At 46.7% G+C, this 16438-nt stretch carries 13 protein-coding genes; 12 read left to right on the top strand and 1 reads right to left on the bottom strand.

Features of this window, described 5'->3' with window-relative positions; genetic code table 11:
- The first annotated feature begins 48 nt into the window (after positions 1-48).
- The 12 genes from KNQ06_RS04800 to KNQ06_RS04855 all read left to right on the top strand — a co-directional run bounded on the left by KNQ06_RS04800 (position 49) and on the right by KNQ06_RS04855 (position 15869).
- Positions 49-1281 (top strand): M16 family metallopeptidase, encoded by a 1233-nt coding sequence (locus tag KNQ06_RS04800; RefSeq protein ID WP_215147441.1) that lies wholly within the window; start codon positions 49-51, stop codon positions 1279-1281.
- Positions 1282-1355: 74 nt separating this feature from the next.
- Complete coding sequence (locus KNQ06_RS04805; RefSeq protein WP_483299296.1) at positions 1356-2804, top strand: UDP-N-acetylmuramoyl-L-alanyl-D-glutamate--2,6-diaminopimelate ligase; 1449 nt, start codon at positions 1356-1358, stop codon at positions 2802-2804.
- Positions 2801-4060 (top strand): lipid II:glycine glycyltransferase FemX, encoded by a 1260-nt coding sequence (locus KNQ06_RS04810; RefSeq protein WP_214770670.1) that lies wholly within the window; start codon positions 2801-2803, stop codon positions 4058-4060. Before KNQ06_RS04805 ends, KNQ06_RS04810 begins: the two co-directional genes overlap by 4 nt.
- Positions 4060-4722 (top strand): M15 family metallopeptidase, encoded by a 663-nt coding sequence (locus KNQ06_RS04815; RefSeq protein WP_251133473.1) that lies wholly within the window; start codon positions 4060-4062, stop codon positions 4720-4722. The genes KNQ06_RS04810 and KNQ06_RS04815 overlap by 1 nt, the downstream gene beginning before the upstream one ends.
- A gap of 153 nt (positions 4723-4875) precedes the next feature.
- A complete protein-coding gene (locus KNQ06_RS04820) occupies positions 4876-6540 on the top strand; it encodes a ribonuclease J (RefSeq protein ID WP_023468670.1) in 1665 nt (554 codons plus the stop codon).
- A 68-nt stretch (positions 6541-6608) separates the two neighbouring features.
- Entirely contained in the window at positions 6609-8756 is a 2148-nt protein-coding gene (locus KNQ06_RS04825) for a DNA translocase FtsK (RefSeq protein WP_215147443.1), read from the top strand.
- 332 nt (positions 8757-9088) lie between these two features.
- A complete protein-coding gene (locus KNQ06_RS04830; protein WP_215147445.1) occupies positions 9089-10102 on the top strand; it encodes a BMP family lipoprotein in 1014 nt (337 codons plus the stop codon).
- A 222-nt stretch (positions 10103-10324) separates the two neighbouring features.
- On the top strand, positions 10325-11044 hold the full coding sequence (locus KNQ06_RS04835) for a GntR family transcriptional regulator (RefSeq protein ID WP_023468666.1): 720 nt from the start codon (positions 10325-10327) through the stop codon (positions 11042-11044).
- A 129-nt stretch (positions 11045-11173) separates the two neighbouring features.
- Positions 11174-12247: a BMP family lipoprotein gene (locus tag KNQ06_RS04840; protein ID WP_029342030.1), complete on the top strand. Its 1074-nt coding sequence runs from the start codon at positions 11174-11176 to the stop codon at positions 12245-12247.
- 66 nt (positions 12248-12313) lie between these two features.
- Entirely contained in the window at positions 12314-13843 is a 1530-nt protein-coding gene (locus KNQ06_RS04845) for an ABC transporter ATP-binding protein (RefSeq protein WP_029342029.1), read from the top strand.
- Positions 13840-14910 (top strand): ABC transporter permease, encoded by a 1071-nt coding sequence (locus tag KNQ06_RS04850; protein ID WP_029342028.1) that lies wholly within the window; start codon positions 13840-13842, stop codon positions 14908-14910. The genes KNQ06_RS04845 and KNQ06_RS04850 overlap by 4 nt, the downstream gene beginning before the upstream one ends.
- Complete coding sequence (locus KNQ06_RS04855; protein ID WP_023468662.1) at positions 14910-15869, top strand: ABC transporter permease; 960 nt, start codon at positions 14910-14912, stop codon at positions 15867-15869. The genes KNQ06_RS04850 and KNQ06_RS04855 overlap by 1 nt, the downstream gene beginning before the upstream one ends.
- 128 nt (positions 15870-15997) lie before the next feature.
- Here the strand turns inward: KNQ06_RS04855 and KNQ06_RS04860 are convergent, their stop codons facing one another.
- Positions 15998-16246 (bottom strand): ferredoxin, encoded by a 249-nt coding sequence (locus KNQ06_RS04860; protein WP_029342027.1) that lies wholly within the window; start codon positions 16244-16246, stop codon positions 15998-16000.
- Positions 16247-16438 lie beyond the last annotated feature (192 nt).

The raw sequence follows: 16438 nt of genomic DNA on the forward strand, positions 1-16438 counted from the left end.
GAGAATGCAACGAGAGCCACCTTGTTTCCTATATTTGGAGGAATTACTATGATCGAACGGTTACAATTAGACAACGGAGTTCGACTGATCGTTGAACGAATGCCGGAAGCACGCAGCGTCGCGACCGGAATCTTCATTCAAGCAGGAAGCCGGACGGAACAGATCGAGGAGCATGGGATCAGTCATCTCATCGAGCATATGATGTTTAAAGGAACAAAACGCCATACGGCAAAAGAGATTGCGGTTTATTTTGATCGACTTGGTGGAAATATTAATGCGTTCACGAGTAAGGATCAAACGTGTTATTACGTCAAGACATTAGATGAACATGCAGGAGAAGCCTTTCACGTGTTGGCGGATATGTTCCTCGAATCGACGTTTGACGCGGATGAACTGGAAAAAGAGAAAAAGGTCGTCATTGAAGAGATTAAAATGTACGATGACACACCAGATGATCTCGTCCATGAGTTATTAGCTGTTGCGGCTTACGGAGAGGATGTCATGGCTCGTCCGATTCTTGGAACGGAAGAGAGTGTGCTTCGGATTGATCGAGCGATGATCGGGCGGTATCTCGAAGAAGCGTATGCTCCGGATCAAATCGTCATTTCTGTTGCCGGAAACGTCTCAGACGCGTTGATTGCGCAGATTCAAGAGCGGATGTCGATTCTCGAATCACGATCGAAGACACGCGAGACGATAGAGCCAAGGTTACAAAATGGTGTGATTCGCAAGGAAAAGGATACGGAACAGGCTCATATTTGTTATAATTTCCGTGCGATTCCTTCTGCTGACCCACGTTTGCCTGCCCTCGCCTTACTCAATAATGCATTCGGTGCGACGATGTCGAGTCGCTTGTTCCAATCAATCCGAGAGGAACGCGGTCTTGCCTATTCAGTCTTTTCCTATTACACGACGTTTGACGATCATGGAACGTTCACGATCTATGTCGGCACGTCTCCGGAATCGGTCGAAGAGGTCGAACAGGTCCTCGCTGCTGAAATTGATCGCTTGAAGCGGGATGGATTATCGACGAAGGAACTCGAAGATGGGATTGAACAGCTGAAAGGTTCTCTGATTCTAGGCAACGAAGGCACATCGAGTCACATGAATCGAAACGCCCGAAATGAGTTGCATCTACATCGCCATCCATCACTTGAAGAAGTGTTAGCGGATGTCGAACGGATTCGTCCATCGGATATCGAAGGGCTGATTGAGCACATCTTTTCGGAGGAACCGGCAAAGGCCTATATTCTTCCGGCAGACGAAGAAGAGGAAGCATGATAGCAGAACGGAATAGATGAAACATATGAAATGACGATGTCGAGAAAGAAGGAATACCGTTGAATTTAGCTGAATTGATTCAAGTCATACAGACGCAAAAAATCGAACGAATGGTAGAAGTGGACGTTACGTCCATTACGACCGATTCACGGGATGTTAAACCGGGAACATTGTTCGTCGCCATCAAAGGATATACTGTTGATGGACACGACTATGCTAAACAGGCGGAAGCACAAGGAGCGGTCGCGATCGTTGCGGAACAACCGGTCGACGTGTCGATTCCTGTCATTCTTGTTCGTAGTACATCACGTGCCATTGCCGAGTTGGCTGGCAAATTCTATGATTATCCTTCTGAAAAGATGCGGATGATTGGTATTACGGGAACGAATGGGAAAACGACGACGACGACGATCGTCCGTGATATATTAGCGCACCTTGGTCGGAAGACGGGCATCATCGGTACGGTTGAAGTCAAGATTGGTGACCGCGTCGTGCCAAGTCGCAATACGACACCACAAAGCTCCGAGTTACAAGCATTTCTGCATCAGATGCATGAAGAAGATGTCCAAGATGTCATCATGGAAGTTTCTTCACATGGATTAGAGCTTGGTCGGGTAACGGGTGTCGATTACGACGTTGCGGGATTCACAAATCTGACGCATGATCATCTTGATTTCCACAAAACATTTGAAAACTATGCGCGTGCCAAAGGATTGTTGTTTGCACAACTCGGTCAACGGCTGTCGACAGAGAAAGTTGCGGTCTTGAATGCGGATGATCCGACGAGTGAGCTGTATGAGATGATGACAGGTGCTCGTGTCATGACATACGGCATCGACAACGCAGCTGACCTCCGAGCAACAGCGATTGAACAGTCGCTTCAACAAACGACGTTCACGATGCTGTACAAGGAAGAACAAGTCGATGTCACGGCGAATTTCATCGGTCGCTTCAACGTCTATAATCTGTTGCTTGCGACAGGGATCCTCTTGTCTTGCGGATATGATCTAGCAACGATCGCAGGCGCGATTTCAGCAATCCGTCCGGCAAAAGGTCGGATGCAACGCTTGCCGATTGAAGGATATAACGTGTATGTCGACTATGCGCACACTCCTGATGGCATCGAACAGTGTCTGAAAGCACTCGTTGACGTACCGAAGGAAAAGATCGTCTTCCTGATCGGGACAGGTGGAAATCGCGATGTGACGAAACGACCAAAAATGGGCGAACTCGCTTCGACGTACGCAGGAACCGTTGTCATCACAACGGATGATCCACGATATGAAGCATATGATTCGATTACATCCGGTATCGCCAAAGGGATGACCCACGATCAGTTCGTTGAAATCGGTGATCGAGAAGAGGCTGTGCGTTACGCAGCACGACTCGCACGACCAGATAATATCGTCATCTTAGCCGGTAAGGGCCATGAAAAATATCAAATCATTGGGGATGAGAAATTCCCGCTCGATGAGGAAATCATCGTCAAAGAGATGATACGGCAAATGGAGGAACAGAAGTGACTTATCAACCAATCGTTGTAACCATAGATCAATTTGAAACATTCGTAAAAACACATCCCAAAGGTGATTTACTCCAGCTTCCGGCATGGGGAGAAGTCAAAAGCGCGACAGGATGGACACATGAACGTATCGCGGTCGGAACGGCTTCCGGTGAGATTGCCGGAGTTGGTCTTCTTTTGTTCAAGAAAGTACCGAAGCTACCGTTCACGCTTTGTTATGCACCGCGCGGTTTCGTCGTCGATTATACAGATACGGACGCACTTCGCGCCCTTCGTGACGAAGCGATTCGTGTCGCAAAACAACAGAAGGCAATTGCGATTAAATTTGATCCAAACGTCGAGCGGGAAGAATATCCTGGTCTGTTGCAGGAGATGCAAGGACTCGGATTCAAACATAACGGCTTCGGTGGCGGTTTTGACTACGCGCAACCACGCTTTACGATGGAGACGAGTCTTGTAGGGACAGAAAAAGAGATCTTCGACGGTTTCCATTCGAAGTTCCGCTACAACGTCCGCCTTGCTGAACGCAAAGGGATCGTATGCGAACAAGCGGATCGTGAAGGGCTAAAGACATTCGCAAAGCTGATGGTCGAGACGGGCGAAAGGGATGGTTTTTCAATCCGCGGTCTGGATTATTTCGAAAATCTGTACGATCATCTTCACCCAAAAGGTGATGCAGTCTTGTTTTTGACGAAACTCGATGTCGTTCGTGCGCTTGAGAATACAGAAGCCTTATTACTTCAAGCTGACAAGGAACTCTCGAAAATTCATCGTCAGCTCGAGAAAGAGACGGCCGAGAAGAAGCTAAAAAGCTTAAACAATCGCTTGGAGCAGACGACAGCACAAATCGAAAAAGCAGAGAAGTCGAAGACAGAACTGATGACGATTGCTGCTAAACATCCAAACGGTATCATCCTGTCTGGTGGTCTTTTGACGCTTGCTGGTCGTCGCTCGTATTACTTATATGGCGCTTCATCGAACGAGTACCGGGAGTTCATGCCGAACCACTTGATGCAATGGACGATGATGCAATATGCGAAAGAACATGGTGCGCTCTCCTATGACTTCGGTGGAGTTAGTGGTTCGACAGACCCGGATGATCATTACGCGGGACTCTACGCCTTTAAATCTGGTTGGGGCAGCCGGATGATTGAAAAAATCGGTGAGTTCGATTATGTACTCAATCGTCCGCTCTATCTGTTGCTTGAGACTGGGTTACCGATTCTACAAAAACTTCGGAAGAAGCTTCGCCGCTGATGAAACGGGGAACAATCTTCGGTTGGATCGTATTTTTATTGACGATGTTTGCGATTGGATTGTTTCTTGCGGCATCCATGAATCGGATGCCGACGATTTTAATGGATCAACCGGAGCTCGGGATTGATAGTTGTCCACGAGACGTAGCGGGAGAAGATCGCTTAATCAATGCAAGCGAGACGAACCTGAAGCGTCTCCACCCAGCTGTCGAAGCGGGGGCAAAGGATCTGATCCGTGTGGCGCATTCTTGCTACAATATCGATATCAAGATTACGCAAGGATACCGCTCGATTCAGCAACAGAATGCGCTTTATGAACAAGGACGTTCTAAGGCAGGTGAAGTCGTCACGAATGCACGTGGTGGTGAATCGATGCATAATTATGGACTCGCTGTCGATTTCGTTCAGCTCGTGAATGGCCAGATTTCATATGATCTTGAGTATGACGGGAATCAGTCAGGGAAAAGTGATTGGCGCGAAGTCGCGGATATCGGAAAAGCGCTCGGTTTCGAATGGGGAGGCGATTGGAAACGATTCGTCGACTATCCTCATTTTGAGATGACGTTCGGATATTCGCTCGACGAACTGAAGGCTGGTGAACGTCCAAGCCGTTCGGAAAAAGCGAAACGAACGGAAGAGGTCGAAGATTTGTTGAATACGTGATCAACGTCATTCCTGGAGTAATGTGGCAGGAATGACGTTTTTTTTAGATTTCCTAGTCCGATTGTTGGCAGATTGTGAAAATTCGGCTAGAATAGTGATAGTGATAAGTGGACGGCTCACGAAAAGTGAATATGAATTATAGGAGGTCATGTTGTGTCAAAGAAGAAGACGGAAAAAGTAAGCGTCTTTGCTCTTGGTGGCGCCGGTGAGATCGGGAAGAACATGTACGTCGTCGAACTCGACGAGGACATCTTCGTCATCGATGCCGGATTAATGTTCCCAGGAGACGAGATGCTTGGAATCGATAAAGTCATTCCAGACATCAGTTATTTAAAAGAAAACAAAGAGCGGATTCAGGGGATTTTCATTACCCATGGTCACGAGGATCATATCGGGGCACTCAGTTACGTCTTGCGTGACTTAAAAGTACCGGTTTACGGAACACGTTTGACGCTCGGTTTGATTGAACACAAATTAAAAGAAGCCGGTTTATTGAAAAAGGCAGATCTTCGTCCAATTGATGCCAAGACGAAATTAACCGTTGCAGGTCATTTTATTACGTTCTTCCGGGTCAACCACTCGATTCCGGATGCAGTCGGGGTATGTATTCAAACATCTCAAGGTGCGATCGTCCATACAGGGGATTTCAAATTCGATTACACACCAGTTGATGGAAAACAGGCGGATTTCGGGAAGATTGCAGCAATTGGTCAACGGGGAGTGCTTTGCTTACTGTCTGACTCAACGAATGCAGAGCGACCAGGGATGTCTGGATCAGAATCGATCGTCGGTTCTGAACTGAACGACGTCATCTATGAGGCACCAGGTCGTGTCATCGTCGCTTCATTCGCTTCGAACATTCATCGTCTACAACAAGTGTTTGCGGCAGCAGAAGCGAACAATCGAAAAGTAGCGGTCGTTGGTCGTAGCATGGTCAATAACGTCGAAGTGGCACAGCGTCTGAATTACTTACGCTTCAAACAGAAAACATTGATTGATCTATCTGACATCAACCGCCTCGACGATAACCAAGTCGTCATCTTGACGACAGGATCGCAAGGTGAGCCGATGGCAGCCTTGACACGAATGGCGCGTAACGCACATAAGCAAGTCAATATTCGCTTGAACGATACGGTCGTCGTTGCGGCTTCGCCGATTCCAGGTAACGAAAAGTCGGTTTCGAAAACGATCGATCTCTTATTCCGTGCTGGTGCGAATGTCATTTACAACCAACGGAAAGTACACGTTTCCGGTCACGGTCATGCGGAAGATCTGAAGCTGATGCTCAACTTGATCAAACCGAAATTCTTCCTACCGATTCACGGAGAATTCCGGATGCAAAAGGCACACAGTCGTCTCGCACAGACGGTTGGCGTCAATGCGAACAACATCTTCATCATCGAGAATGGGGATGTCGTTGAGTTCGAGAAGCGCAAAGCACGGATGTCACGCAAAGTGAACGCTGGAAACGTCTTGATCGACGGAATCGGTGTGGGTGATGTCGGAAACATCGTCCTTCGTGATCGTCGCTTGTTATCGCAAGACGGTGTCGTCCTTTGTGTCATTACGATCAGCCGGAAAAACAAAACGATCGTATCGGGACCAGAAATCATCTCTCGCGGATTCGTCTACATGCGTGAATCAGAGGATATGATCAACGAAGCAAACCGAATCGTTGCGAAACAACTACAAGGTAAATTAAACGGAGAATTGGATTGGACGGAGATGAAGTCGTTAATTCGAGATAAACTCAGTGCTTATCTCTATGAACAGACGAAACGCCGCCCGATGATTCTTCCGATCATCATGGAGATTTAACAAACGAGCGGCTCAGATTGACCAATACCTGGTCCACTGAGCCGTTTTTTTATCAGGAGGGATGACGTATGGCGACGACGAAACGAAAACCTGTACGAAAAAAAACGCCGCCACGGAAACGACCGGCAGCGAAGAAACAACGTCAGCCGATTGCGTATCGTACATATGCGACCATCATCGCAATCGTCTCATTACTAGCTTTCGTTCTCGCTTTCGGGGAGTTCGGGAAAGTCGGACTGACGCTAGCCGATGGAGGAGAGCGGTTAATTGGTCAGTTCGGTTCCTTATTATATGGTGGAATCGGTGCTGTGCTACTTTTACTCCTCTCGAATGCGTCGCGTGCTCAGAAATGGGCATGGTCGATGTTACTGATGGGTTCAGTCGTCTGGATTGATCTATTGCTCGGAGCACCGCGTGGCATTCTCAATGGATGGCTCTATCAAAACGCAGCTTATTATATTTCGAGCGCGGGTGCCTTCTTGATTGGTCTGTTCTTCATCGGAACGGCCGTTCATATCCTACGCCCATCGTTTTATGGTGAGCTGTGGCTTGGGCTCCGGGAACGTGCAGAAGAGTTTCGCAATCGTGAACGAACACCACGTCCTCGTGTCGAAAAAGAGTTGAAATCGAAACCGGTTCGTGAGAAAAAAACGAAGACGTTGCGACCAGCAACTGTCGAGGAACCAATCGAAACGGAACAAGAAGCAGAAGATCCGTCCGTCAACATTCAAGACGTTCCGATCATCGGTTTCACGGATCACGTTGAACCCCAAGCAGCGGAAACACAAGGGCCGTTGACGATGACAGAGACACCAGACGGTTATCAATTGCCGTCGCTTGATTTGTTAGCAGAACCGACATCAAAAGATTTGTCCGGCGAGAACAAACGACTGAAGGACAATGCCACGAAATTGATTGCAACCTTAAAGTCGTTCGGGATCGGAGCAAAAGTTTTAAAGATTCATCTCGGACCTAGTGTCACGAAGTACGAGATTGAACCAAAACAAGGAATCAAGCTTAGTCGAATCACGGGACTCGCCGATGACTTAGCGCTAGCGTTAGCCGCAAAAGATATCCGGATCGAAGCACCGATTCCGGGTAAAGCGGCTGTTGGAATCGAGGTGCCGAACCGTGAAGTCGCCATGGTATCACTTCGAGAAGTACTAGGAGCGGAGAGCGTCCAATCCGACAGCGATCGTTTGCTCGTTGCACTCGGACGAAGCATTTCTGGTGAGACGGTGACAGCGAAGTTGAATAAGATGCCACACGTCTTAGTTGCCGGTTCGACGGGTTCCGGTAAATCGGTCTGTATCAATGGGATGATTGTCTCGATATTGATGCGGGCACGACCGGATGAAGTCCGCTTGATGATGATTGACCCGAAAATGGTCGAATTGAATGTCTACAACGGCATTCCGCACCTCTTAGCGCCCGTCGTCACCGATCCTAAAAAAGCGGCACAGGCATTAAAACAGGTCGTCTCGGAAATGGAACGCCGTTATGAGATCTTCAGTCAAAACGGAGCGCGCAACATCGAAGGCTACAATGCACTGATTGATAAGATGAACGCAGAGGAGAAAGTGCATCAACGATTACCGTACATCGTTGTCATCGTCGATGAGTTAGCTGACTTGATGATGGTCGCGTCAAACGAAGTCGAAGATGCGATCATGCGACTTGCACAAATGGCGCGAGCAGCAGGAATTCATATGGTCATTGCGACGCAGCGTCCGAGTGTTGACATCATCACCGGTGTCATCAAGGCGAATATCCCGTCGCGGATCGCATTCAGTGTATCGAGTGCGACTGACTCGCGGACGATTCTTGATACGGGAGGCGCTGATAAATTGCTCGGACGAGGAGATATGTTGTTACTTGGTAACGGCATGAACAAACCGGTCCGCGTACAAGGAGCCTTTTTATCGGACGAAGAAGTCGAGAAGGTCGTCAATCATGTCATCAGTCAGCAAAAGGCACAGTATGTTGAAGCGATGATTCCAAAAGATGTACCAGAGGGCGAAACAGAGGTCGACGATCCACTTTACGATGAGGTCGTCCAGTTCATTCTGACACAAGAGACGGCATCAACGTCGATGATTCAACGAAAGTACCGCATCGGTTACAACCGAGCTGCCCGTCTTATTGATGCGTTAGAAGAAAACGGTCTGATTGGTCCATCTGAAGGATCTAAACCACGCCGCGTCATGGGACGTTAATCGAGTAGAAAGGAAGTCGTGGAATATTCCAAGGCTTCCTTTTCTTTTCTAGGAAAATGTATAGATAAGAACCGATGTCTCGAAAAAAGAAGGGATACATGAAAAAAAGACATGATGATTTTGTATAAATAGAAATGACTGGAAAAATTAATGAATGCATCAAAAATAAAATCGCTTTCATGAAAATAGTTGTCAGACGTCTGTTGATTTTCAGTAGTGTTTTTGGCATACTCAGTCATATGAGTGACCGACCTTCAACACGAGGGCTGGGAGCAGCTTTTTCACAAATAGATAATGAAAGCGCTCTCATAATTGCAGAGGAGATGGATGAAATGAAGAAGAAACAGGTAATCGTATCGATGATGTCAGTAGCGACGGTTGGTCTTGCTGCTTGTGGTGGTTCAGGTGAGAAAGCCAATCAAAAAGATCAATTCTCTGTTGCGATGGTAGCCGATAAGGGTGGTATCGATGATAAATCGTTCAACCAATCCGCTTGGGAAGGTCTGCAAGCATACGGTAAAGACAACAAACTTCAAAAGAATGAAGGGTTCTCTTATCTACAATCTAAATCGCAACAAGATTATCAACCGAATCTATCGCGTCTTGCTCGTGGGGGAGAAGATTTAGTTTTCGGAATCGGGAACACGTTCAATGAGGATATCAAAACAGTTGCTGATCAATTCAAAGACACACAATTCGCAATCATCGATAACGTCGTTGAAGGAAAGAACGTCACGTCGATCACATTCAAGGAAAATGAAGGAGCATATCTTGCAGGGATCGTTGCTGCAATGGAGACGAAAAAAGATCATATCGGTTTCGTTGGTGGGATGAAGATGGACGTCATCGAGCGTTTCCGTGCCGGTTTCGAAGCAGGTGCTAAGTCCGTCAATCCGAAGATTAAAATCGATGTCCAATATGCGGAAGACTTCGCAGCTCCAGAAAAAGGTCAAGCGATCGCAGCTGGAATGTATGGTAAAGGCGCAGATATCATCTTCCCAGCAGCAGGTGGTACAGGAAACGGTGTCTTCACAGAGGCGAAAAACCGCAAGAAAAACGGTGAAAACGTCTCAGTCATCGGTGTCGACCGAGACCAAAAAGAAGAGGGTATGCCGGAAGACGTTACATTAACTTCTGTCATCAAACGTGTCGACCGTGCAGTCGAAGATACAGCAAACGCAGCGAAGGATGGTAAACTCGAGGGCGGCAAAACGATTCGTTATGGTCTGAAAGAAGATGGAGTTGATATCGTACCATCTGAAAAGATTTCGAAGAAGACGTTGACTGCGCTTGAGAAAGCAAAATCAGATGTCGTTTCTGGAAAAATCGAAGTACCTGAGCAATAAGCGTTGAAAAAAGAAGGGGCATTCTTAGGTAGAATGCCCTATTTTCTTCCATTATTGATTGCGTTATGAAAAGGGTTACAAAAGCGCCAGAAGTCAGACTTCTAACCTGTTACAAAATGATTGCAGGATTGTGTTGGGCGTCATATACTTATCTTGGCTGGAGTTCTCATACGTCAGAAGTCTGAGCACTGGTTACAACTAGATAGAGGATGGAGATGCGTCATGTCGATTAAATTAGATCATCGTTTGCTTTATTTACGTGTGATTGAAAAGATCAAGTCTGACATCGATGACGGCGTTTACAAGGAAGGCGAGAAGCTCCCTTCAGAGTTTGAACTTTCAAAGCAACTTGGCGTCAGTCGAGCTACTCTTCGAGAGGCTTTACGAATTCTTGAAGATGAGAACATCGTCATCCGTAAACACGGTGTCGGTACGTTTATCAATGCAAGACCACCGTTTACTTCTGGAATCGAAGAATTGTACAGCGTAACAGAAATGATTGCGCGCGCAGGTATGGTTCCGACATCAGAAGTGTTATCATCCGAGATGGTCCAACCGACTGAGCGCGACCGAGAGCGTTTTCAACTTGGTCCGGATGAATTGGTTTATCGAATCGAACGAATCCGACTCGCAGGGGATGTTCCTGTCGTCTATTGTATCGATAAGATTCCAAGCCATTATATTAAAAATGAAGAGCAGTTCACCTCTTCGACATCATTATTTGATGCTTTAGAAAAAGAACTTGGACGACGTGTCACGCATGCCGTGACGCACATCGAGCCACGTATTGATCCGAAAATCGCTGAACAATTACATACGGACCAACCTTTGCTCGCGTTGCGTCAAACGCATTATGATGAGCTCGACCGTTCCGTTCTTTTTTCAGCGAACTATTTCCGAGCAGATAAGTTTGATTTCCACGTCATCCGTAAACGTGTGTGAGCCATTGTTTTAGGATGAATACTGAAAGCGCTTTCCGTCATAACCTACGTAACGCTCCTCATCGCCAGCCTCGGGTGCTAGACGTAGTCTTGAACTTTGTATGACCATATTCGAAAGGGGATTTTCCAGATGAAAAAGAAGTCACTTCTCGCATTAGCAGCAACAGGTTTAGCAATGAGTTCGGTCCTTGCAGCATGTGGTGGCAACGACGATTCAAAAGATTCAGGTAGCGGCAGCAAATCAGACGGCTTTAAAGTAGGTATGGTTACAGATACAGGCGGTGTTGATGATAAATCATTCAACCAATCTGCTTGGGAAGGTATCCAGAAGTTCGGAAAAGACAACGACCTAAAAGAAGGTACTGGCTACAAATATCTTCAATCTGCAAAACAATCGGATTACCAACCGAACCTTCAACAATTAGCTCGTGCTAAATACGACTTGATCCTCGGTATCGGGTTCTTGATGGGAGAAGATATCGGTAAAGTAGCGGATCAGTTCAAAAAGAGCAACTTCGCACTCGTCGATATGGTCGTTGACAAGCCAAACGTCGCGTCAATCGTCTTCAAAGAAAACGAAGGATCGTTCCTCGTTGGTGTCGTTGCTGGTTTGACGACGAAATCAGATAAAGTCGGATTCGTCGGCGGCGTTAACTCTGACTTGATCAAGAAGTTCGAGAGTGGATTCAAAGCAGGTGTTAAAGCAGTCAACCCAGACGCTGACATCGAAGTTCAATATGCAGAAGACTTCAACGCTGCTGAAAAAGGACAAGCGATCGCTTCAGGTATGTACGGTAAAAAAGTCGACGTCATCTATCATGCAGCTGGTGGTACAGGACAAGGGGTATTCACAGAAGCGAAAAACCGTAAGAAAAACGGTGAGGATGTTTGGGTTATCGGTGTAGACCGTGACCAAGTCGAAGAAGGTATGCCAGAGAACGTCACATTGACGTCAATGGTCAAACGTGTCGATACAGCTGTTGAGCAAGTCTCAAAAGATACGAAAGACGGCAACTTCCCAGCAGGTAAAGTTGTTGAGTTCGGTCTAAAAGACGGCGGTGTTGATATCGCACCTTCGAAAGACAACGTTTCGAAAGAAGCGCTCGACAAAGTCGAAGAGTATAAAAAACAAATCATCGATGGCGACGTTAAAGTCCCAGCGACAGACGACGAGTACAAAGAATACGAAGCGTCACTGAAATAATAATGAAAGCGGGGGTCGCTAGCATTGCGGCTCCCCCTTTTAAACTAAACATGGGAGTGGATTTTCTTGGAATACGTCATTGAGATGCTGAACATTAGAAAAGAGTTTGGCAGTTTCGTCGCAAATGATAATATCACGCTCCAGCTTCGGAAAGGTGAGATTCACGCTTTACTTGGTGAAAACGGTGCCGGAAAATCGACGCTGATGAACGTCTTATTTGGTTTGTATCAGCCTGAGGCTGGAGAAATTCGTGTACGTGGTGAAAAAGCCAATATTACGAGTCCGAACGTCGCGAACGATCTTGGAATCGGTATGGTGCACCAACACTTCATGCTCGTTCAAAATTTCACTGTTACTGAAAACATCATTTTAGGTGCAGAGCCACGTGCCGGAATTAAGATCGACCGTGCAACTGCACGTGAGAAGGTACGCCAGATTTCTGAACAGTATGGTCTTGCTGTTGATCCTGATGCAAAAATCGAGGATATCTCAGTCGGAATGCAACAGCGTGTTGAAATTTTAAAGACGTTGTACCGTGGTGCAGACATCTTGATCTTCGATGAACCATCTGCTGTCTTGACACCACAAGAGATCAAAGAATTGATTCAGATCATGAATCGCTTGATCGCAGAAGGAAAGTCGATCATCCTCATCACGCACAAACTGAAGGAAATCATGGAAGTAGCTGATCGCTGTACGACGATTCGCCGTGGTAAGTATATCGGAACGGTCGATATCGATGAGACGATGACACAGTCGCGTCTTGCTGAAATGATGGTAGGTCGTGAAGTCAACTTTAATGCGGAGTATTCCAAGGCAACTCCACAAGAACTCGTTCTCGACATCAAGGATCTAGTCGTCAAGGACAGTCGCGGCATCAAAGCCGTCGATGGATTAAATCTCGACATTCGTGCCGGAGAGATCGTCGGAATTGCCGGAATCGACGGGAACGGGCAAACGGAATTGATTGAAGCCATCACTGGTCTCCGTAAAGCGGATAGTGGAGAAATCTTCCTCAACAATAAATCGATCAAAAACTTGAAGCCACGTAAAGTGACGGAATCAGGTGTCGGTCACATTCCGCAAGACCGTCATAAACATGGACTTGTCCTCGATTATTCAATCGGACATAACATGGTCTTACAAACGTATTACAAACAACCGTATTCAAAAGCAGGCATCATGAACTATAAACAAGTCATGGAAAAAGCAAAAACGCTCATCGAGAAGTTCGACGTCCGAACTCCAAGTCCAGAGACGTTTGCTCGTGCCTTGTCAGGTGGTAACCAGCAAAAAGCGATCATTGCGCGTGAAGTCGATCGTTCACCAGACCTATTGATTGCAGCACAGCCGACACGTGGTCTTGATGTCGGAGCAATCGAGTTCATTCATGAACAGTTGGTTCTTGAACGCGAAAAAGGTCGCGCTGTCTTGTTGATTTCATTCGAACTCGAAGAAATTCTTCAAGTATCAGATCGGATTGCCGTTCTTTATGAAGGAAAAACAGTTGCCTTCTTGGATCCAAAAGAAACGAATGAGATCGAGCTTGGCTTCTTGATGGCCGGCGGTAAGAAAGAGGAGGTAGGTCATTCATGAAGTTAGAGCGTTTTTACGGCATCCTCATTCCGATTCTTTCCATCATCCTTGGAATGGTCGTCGGGGCGATCGTCATGGTCATCGGCGGGTATGATCCGATTGCCGGTTTTGATCAGTTATTCTATGGTATTTTTGGCGAACCATACAGCATCGGTGAAACATTGCGAGCAGCAGCTCCGTTGATCTTTGCCGGTCTTGCTGTCGCGTTTGCTTTCCGGACTGGACTCTTTAACATCGGGGTTGAAGGTCAGGTTCTCGTCGGGTGGATGGTCGCAGTTTGGATCGGGATTGAGTTTGATCTACCGATGGCGATTCATTTACCGCTTGCTCTAATTGGAGCAGGTTTAGCAGGTGCACTTTGGGCATCGATTCCTGGTATCTTAAAAGCGAAGTTTCATGTGCATGAAGTCATCACGTCAATCATGATGAACTATATCGCATTGTATGTGACGAATGATATTTTACGTCATGTCATCGGTATTACGAACGAGCGGACGGAGTCAGTCAAGGAATCAGCATCTCTTGCTTCACCGTTCTTACAAGAGATGACGGATTTTTCACGATTGCATAACGGGATTTTCATCGCAGTCATCGCTGCCCTCGTCTTCTGGTTCATTTTGTGGAAAACAACGCTTGGTTATGAACTCCGAGCAGTTGGATTCAATAAAAATGCTGCAGAGTATGCAGGGATGGGCGTTAACCGAAACATCATCTTATCGTTCGTCATCTCAGGTGTGTTCGCAGGTCTCGCTGGAGCGATGGAAGGTCTTGGGACGTTCCAAAACATGACATTGAACGCGTCCTTCACAGGTGTTGGATTCGACGGAATCGCGGTTGCCTTGTTAGGTGCGAATAACCCGATCGGTGTCGTTCTCGCGGCGTTACTGTTTGCAGGACTCAACATCGGTGGTCTGTCGATGCAACAGATTGGTATTCCACCGGAACTGATCAAAATCATCATCGCATTCATCATCATCTTCGTGGCTTCGGGTTACGCGATTCGTCTCGTCATCGAGAAGTTCACGGTTAAGAAAGAATCTAAAAAAGCGAAAGGAGCCGGTCAATAATGGGCTTTCTTGAAGTACTTTATATCATCGTGCCAATCGCACTCGCCTATTCGGCTCCGTTAATCATTGCAGCACTTGGCGGCATTTTCAGTGAGCGTTCTGGCGTCGTCAACATCGCGTTAGAAGGATTAATGGTCATGGGTGCCTTCACAGGTGTCGTCACGGCATTGACTTTATCGAAAATGGGCTTAGGTGCTGCGAGTCCTTGGCTTGCGATGCTCATCGCGATCGTCGTCGGAGCGGTCTTCTCACTGTTCCTTGCGATTCCAGCAATCCTCTTCCGAGCAGACCAAACGGTTCTTGGAGTAGCGATCAACTTGCTTGCGGTTGGTCTTGCGATCTTCCTTGTCCGTGCACTTTACAGTAAAGGACAGACAGATTCGATTCCAAACCGGATTTCGAAAGAAAATGTACCATTCTTGTCTGATATTCCAGTCTTGAAGATGTTCTTCGCAAACGTCTACTACACATCGTATATCGCGATCGTTCTCGCGTTCGTCGCATGGTACATCATCTTCAAGACACCATTTGGTCTTCGTTTACGTTCTGTCGGGGAACACCCGATGGCAGCGGACACGATGGGAATCAACGTCACGAAGATGCGTTTCATCGGCGTTATGATTTCTGGTGGTTTCGGCGGTCTTGCTGGTGCTGTCTACGCGACGTCGATTTCATTGAACTTCAGTGTGACGACGATTCTCGGTCAAGGCTTCCTCGCGATTGCGGCGATGATCTTCGGAAAATGGAACCCACTCGGTGCCATGGGGGCAGCCCTCTTCTTCGGGTTCGCTCAAGCGATTTCGATCATCGGTCAGCAATTGCCGTTACTCGATCAAATTCCACAAGTGTATCTGTTGATTGCGCCGTATTTATTGACGATCTTAGCACTTGCTGGTGTCGTTGGTCGTGCGGATGCACCAAAAGCTGTCGGTGTACCGTATATCAAAGGTAAACGCTAAATTTTTACTAATCATAGACCGGATGTTGCCAATTGGTGACATCCGTTTTTTTAGATGATCGATAGATTGAATGAGAAAAAGTCCAATAAAAAAAGATGCTTCGCGAGGAAACATCTTTTTTTATTCACTTATTCGAATTTTAACGCATCGCCTTCGAACGATTCATCTGCTACTTTGATTGAATCCGTCGGGCAACCTTCGAATGCATCAATCATATCGTCGAATAATGCTTCTGGAATTTCGGCAGTACCATTGTTATCATCAAGAATGACATACGCCAAACCCTCATCATCATAATCATAGATATCTGGTGCCGCTGCTCCACAAGCACCACAAGCGATGCAAGTATCTTTGTCGACAATCGTAAATTTAGCCATTGAACGGTCTCCTCTCTATACGAAAACATTATTGAAACACGCTGTTCTCATCTATATGTCATTGTATCGGACTCATCGTTGCATTTCAATGACGAAGCACAAGTGACAGCAGAAAATGTATATATCATCACATGCCCGCAAACGGCCTCTCTAAAACGTAACGATGAAACAGGAATAGCATATCATCTTTGA

Origin of the sequence: Exiguobacterium sp. s91 (assembly GCF_018618915.1) — a bacterium.
Taxonomy (GTDB): Bacteria; Bacillota; Bacilli; order Exiguobacteriales; family Exiguobacteriaceae; genus Exiguobacterium_A; species Exiguobacterium_A abrahamii.

What these genes read in the sequence shown, in the direction of transcription:
- KNQ06_RS04800 (WP_215147441.1), top strand. Translation starts at nt 49, where the DNA reads ATGATCGAACGGTTACAATTAGACAACGGAGTTCGACTGATCGTTGAA.
- KNQ06_RS04815 (WP_251133473.1), top strand. Translation starts at nt 4,060, where the DNA reads ATGAAACGGGGAACAATCTTCGGTTGGATCGTATTTTTATTGACGATG.
- KNQ06_RS04825 (WP_215147443.1), top strand. Translation starts at nt 6,609, where the DNA reads ATGGCGACGACGAAACGAAAACCTGTACGAAAAAAAACGCCGCCACGG.
- KNQ06_RS04830 (WP_215147445.1), top strand. Translation starts at nt 9,089, where the DNA reads ATGAAGAAGAAACAGGTAATCGTATCGATGATGTCAGTAGCGACGGTT.
- KNQ06_RS04835 (WP_023468666.1), top strand. Translation starts at nt 10,325, where the DNA reads ATGTCGATTAAATTAGATCATCGTTTGCTTTATTTACGTGTGATTGAA.
- KNQ06_RS04840 (WP_029342030.1), top strand. Translation starts at nt 11,174, where the DNA reads ATGAAAAAGAAGTCACTTCTCGCATTAGCAGCAACAGGTTTAGCAATG.
- KNQ06_RS04850 (WP_029342028.1), top strand. Translation starts at nt 13,840, where the DNA reads ATGAAGTTAGAGCGTTTTTACGGCATCCTCATTCCGATTCTTTCCATC.
- KNQ06_RS04855 (WP_023468662.1), top strand. Translation starts at nt 14,910, where the DNA reads ATGGGCTTTCTTGAAGTACTTTATATCATCGTGCCAATCGCACTCGCC.
- KNQ06_RS04860 (WP_029342027.1), bottom strand. Translation starts at nt 16,246, where the DNA reads ATGGCTAAATTTACGATTGTCGACAAAGATACTTGCATCGCTTGTGGT.